Source organism: Archangium sp. (genome assembly GCF_036389735.1).
Taxonomy (GTDB): Bacteria; Myxococcota; Myxococcia; order Myxococcales; family Myxococcaceae; genus Archangium.
Genome location: NZ_DASVWK010000542.1, coordinates 1 through 4,411, shown reverse-complemented (window position 1 = coordinate 4,411; position 4,411 = coordinate 1). Strand labels below are relative to the sequence as shown.

At 69.8% G+C, this 4,411-nt stretch carries 4 protein-coding genes; 1 reads left to right on the top strand and 3 read right to left on the bottom strand.

The features are described from left to right. On the top strand, positions 1-1,497 hold a 1,497-nt coding region (locus VF794_RS19030), incomplete at its 5' end, for a DEAD/DEAH box helicase (RefSeq protein WP_331112398.1). 104 nt (positions 1,498-1,601) lie between these two features. Here VF794_RS19030 and dbpA read toward each other — a convergent pair. The 3 genes from dbpA to VF794_RS19015 form a co-directional block, all read right to left on the bottom strand. After that, the gene (gene dbpA / locus VF794_RS19025) at positions 1,602-2,987 is read right to left on the bottom strand and encodes an ATP-dependent RNA helicase DbpA (protein ID WP_331112396.1); all 1,386 of its coding nucleotides are present in this window, start codon (positions 2,985-2,987) and stop codon (positions 1,602-1,604) included. 106 nt (positions 2,988-3,093) lie between these two features. Beyond that, a complete protein-coding gene (locus tag VF794_RS19020; protein ID WP_331112394.1) occupies positions 3,094-4,044 on the bottom strand; it encodes a hypothetical protein in 951 nt (316 codons plus the stop codon). A gap of 167 nt (positions 4,045-4,211) precedes the next feature. Further along, the coding region (locus VF794_RS19015; RefSeq protein WP_331112392.1) for a chemotaxis protein CheB at positions 4,212-4,411 on the bottom strand (200 nt) is incomplete at its 5' end.

Below are 4,411 nucleotides of genomic sequence, written 5' to 3'. Positions count from 1 at the left end.
CCCACCCGCGAGCTGGTGCAGCAGATCGCCGAGGAGGCCACCTTCTTCGGTGAGCCCCGCGGGGTCTCCCGGGCCGTGGTCATCGGCGGCACGGACATGGCCGCCCAGGTGGAGGCGCTCCGCCAGCATCCCTCCCTGGTGCTCGCCACCCCCGGCCGGCTGGCCGACCTGTTGAAGGAGGGAGTGGCGGACCTCTCGGCGGTGCGCATGCTCGTGCTGGACGAGGCGGACCGGATGCTGGAGATGGGCTTCCAGCCCGAGCTGGAGCGGATCCTCGCCGCCCTGCCCCGCGAGCGCCAGACGCTCCTCTTCTCCGCCACCCTCGGCCACAACGTCACCCTCTTCGCCCAGGAGGTGCTGCGCCGTCCCGTCCGGGTGGAGGTCACCCCGAGCGGGACTCCCGCCGCGCGCGCCGTGCAGCGGATGTACGAGGTCGAGCCGGCGGAGAAGTACCCGCTGATGCTCAGCCTGCTCGCCAGGGACCAGCTGAGCGCCATCGTCTTCACCCGCACCCGCGAGCGCGCCGAGAAGGTGCAGGAGGTCCTCAAGCGCGCGGGCTACAAGAGCGCGGCCATCCACTCCGACCGCACGCAGGGACAGCGCCGCCAGGCGCTCGAGGGCTTCCGGCGGGGGCAGTACCGCTGCCTGGTGGCCACCGACATCGCCTCGCGCGGCCTGGACGTGGATGACATCGGGCACGTCATCAACTTCGACCTGCCCCACTCGCCGGAGGACTACGTCCACCGGATCGGCCGCACGGCGCGCGCCGGAGCCAGCGGGCGCGCCTCGACCTTCGTCACCGAGCGGGACGAGGATACCGTGCGCGCCATCGAGCGCATCATCCGCATGCCCCTGCCGCGCGCCGACGTGCCGCGCACGGACTCCGTCTTCCGGGAGGAGCTGGAGACGTTCAAGGGTGACAAGGAGGACGCGGACCAGAGCCGGTCCGGAAGCCCCCCGCGCGCCCGCGCGTCGGACGAGTTCCCCACCGAGAAGGATCTGCGCCGCGGGAAGGCGCCTCGCCACGAGGGCGCCGCCCGCGGCAGGAGCCCGGCGCGCAAGGTGGAGCGCGCCCCCGCCCGGGCCGCGAGCGGTGGGAGGAGCAAGACCCGCGCGGCAGCGGGCCCCCAGCGCGAGGGCCAGGAGCGTCGCGGCAGGGATGACGGCCGCCGGGAGGCACCGGGCCGTGGCGGGGGTTCCACCCGTGGCACGGCTCCTCGTCGCGGGAGGGAGGAGGCCCCGCGCAGGGAGCGTGCGTTCGAAGGGGAAGGCGCCCGTCGCGGGAAGCCCGCGCGCCGGGGTGAAGGCGTGCGCGATCGGGACACCGCGAGGGGAGCGCGAGGGGAAACGCGCGGGAAGAGCATGGGCCCGGGGAAGCGCGGCCCCCGAGGCACGGAGCGCCCGGGCGGCAAGGCGGGAGGGCGGAGGGCGGGTCCTCCTCGCGGGGCGGGCGCGGCCCCGCGAGGCCGTGGCGGCGGCGGACGACGGGGCCGGTAGGCGAGAGCGCTCCTTACGAAGTGTTTGACACCGTTCCTCTTACGAAGTGTCTGACACCTTTCCTGCCCTGGTGAGCATCCCGGGGCAGGCCTTCTTCGTGTGCGCTACCTCACCCAGTCAATCCGGTGCTTGCGCCCCTTGATGCGGCCCTCGCGCAGTCGCTGGAGCGCCACACGCACGAGGTCCTTGGACACGGCGACGTAGGCGAGATGATCCTGGATCTCGATCTTCCCGATGTGGGCGGCACTCAGCCCCCCAGCCTCCCCCGTCAGGGCCCCGAGGATATCCCCCGGTCTCATCTTGTCCTTGCGCCCCGCCGAGATGCACAGCGTCTCCCAGGCCGCCTTCAGTGACACCCCACCCTTTGGGTCCGCCGGGGGGAGTGCGTCCACGCTCGCGCGCTCCAGCGTCACACCCGTGGCGTCCTCGATGTCCACCACCTTGCGCTCGTCCGCCAGCGTGACGAGGGAGAGCGCCAGCCCCCTCCTTCCCGCGCGCCCCGTACGACCGATGCGATGCACGTAGGGCTCCGGCTGCGAGGGAAGGTCGAAGTTGATGACGGCATCGAGCGCCTCGACGTCGATGCCCCGGCCCGCCACATCCGTCGCGATGAGGATCCGCGTGCTGTGATTGCGGAACTTCGCCATGACGCGGTCGCGCTCGCTCTGCTCCAGGTCTCCCTGGAGACCGTCCGCGCTCACCCCCGCCGCAGCCAGCGCCCGCGTCAGCTCGACGACCGTCGCCTTGAGGTTGCAGAACACGATGGCCGAGTTCGGCTGGTGGTGTCGGAGAACTCGTAGCAGGATCTCCGTCTTCGCTTCGGGCGCACAGGCGTAACAGAGCTGCTGGATGTCAGAAGCCGCCTCGGCCTCCACGACCGTCACGCGCGTGGGCTCCTTCTGGAAGGCACGACTCATCGCCTCGATGGTCGGAGGGAATGTCGCCGAGAAGAGCACCGTCTGGCGTATCAAAGGAGTCGCGCCAAGGATGCGCTCCATGTCCTCCCGAAAGCCCATGTCGAGCATTCGGTCGGCTTCATCGAGCACCACGGTGGCAAGCCGACTCGTGTCGAGAGCTTCCCGTTGGAGGAGGTCCAGGATGCGGCCGGGAGTCCCAACAGCGACGTGGGCGCCTTTCTCGAGCGCGTTGACCTGGGGCCGCACAGGTTGCCCTCCTGCGAGCACGAGGATCTGGAGCCCAGGCAATCTCCGCCCCAGCCGGCGGAACTCTCCGGCCACTTGAGCGCAGAGTTCCCGCGTCGGACAGAGAACGAGCGCCTGGAGTCGCCGCTGCTGGAGCTGAAGCTTCTCAAGGATGGGCAGCGCGAAGGCCGCGGTCTTCCCGCTTCCCGTCCGCGCCTGGCCGATGAGATCTCTGCCCTGCAACAACACTGGAATGCTTTGGGCCTGGATGGGCGTGACGACCTTGAAATCCAGCTCCTCCAGGACCTGCAGCAGCGGCTGTGAAAGAGCGAGCGCGGAAAAGTCCATCCAGAGCAGGTATCAGAGAATTCAAGCTCTCGCACCGCTCCCGGAGGGTGTCTCCCGGGGGTCAGACATCTCGTACGGTACGGCGCCATCTCGTACGGCGCTCCCGTCAGGTAGACGAACAGAGCAATACCGCCAAGCCGATGCGCCCCGGTGGGACACGCGGTGGGAAGGAGAAGGGGGGAAAGCAGACCGAGAAGTCCCCCTGCATCCACCGAGCCGCCGCCTCTCGGAACGCCGCGACGAAGGCACGGTACTGCTCGCGCAACTCCCGCAGGGCCTGTCGCGTGGACGCATGCCCTAGCGGCCGAGGGCTGCGCTCGAGGTGCTCGGGCCGGGTATGCGGGTGCTGTGTCACGACGGCCCGCCTCCCCCATGCGGGTTTGCCTCGTGCGCGGGCTTCGGCCTCGACGTCCTCCACCAGCCCCCGCACTGCCCGCTGCCTCTCTTCTTCTCCCAAGCCCTTCCAGCATGGCAGTGGTGCCAGTTCCAGCTCCACTGGCTCGGCCCATTGCCGCGCGAAGCGCCCTTGCGCTCCTCCCATGTCCTCGCTGCCCCGTTTGCTCCAGCGTTTCGTCCAGTTGAACCACCGGAACAGCCGCCGTGCCGGCCCCAGCAACTGCGGCAGGCACGTGAGTCCCGGCCATTCGGCGCACTTCTCCACCAGCCCCTCCTTCACCCCGTGAGCCAGCACGTAGCGCAGCCGTCCCACCAGCGCCTCGTCGTCCAGCACCGGCTCCGCCGAGTAGCGCCTCTCCCAGAAGCCACCACTCCAGTCCACCAGCCGCCCCACCTTCCGCGAGAGGTTGGCGCGCAGGTACTGCATGAAACCCGCGAGTGCCGCTCCCCGCGCCCACACCAGCAGGTGGAAATGGTTGGAGGCAAAGGTGAAGGCGTGCAACCGCACCATGCCGCCGCTCTGCTGGACGGCCCGCGCCAACACGCCCCCCACCACCTCATTCACCTCCTGGCTGGGACGCAGCAGCAACCGTCCCTGGAAGCACCTGGACGTGACGAAGTAATAGCCCTCCTCCTGGAACATCCTCAGCGGCCAGCCCATCCCCTTCCCCCCCCACTTGCTGCGTGTGCCCGCCAGGCAGTCTGCACCCCGTGGGCCAGCCGCAAGTAGGCAGAAGGACTCGGCTACTGGCGGCTCCACCTGTCTCGCCCTGGAATCGCTCGAGTCTCGACGAGACGAATCCTTTGACACGAGTCACGGGACACGAGTCACGGTCTCACCAGCGAGCCCATCAGCGAGAACATCTCCGAGGGGGTGAGTGTCTGGCTCGCCGCGCCCAGCAGCCTCGCCGTTCCCGGCATCCCGTCCACCACACAGCTCCCGCTGTCCTGCGCCACCGTCAGCGCTCCCATCCGGCGCATCGCCAGCATCCCCCGGGCCCCGTCCTCCCCCATCCCCGTCAGCAACA

What these genes read in the sequence shown, in the direction of transcription:
- dbpA (WP_331112396.1), bottom strand. Translation starts at nt 2,987, where the DNA reads ATGGACTTTTCCGCGCTCGCTCTTTCACAGCCGCTGCTGCAGGTCCTG.
- VF794_RS19020 (WP_331112394.1), bottom strand. Translation starts at nt 4,044, where the DNA reads ATGGGCTGGCCGCTGAGGATGTTCCAGGAGGAGGGCTATTACTTCGTC.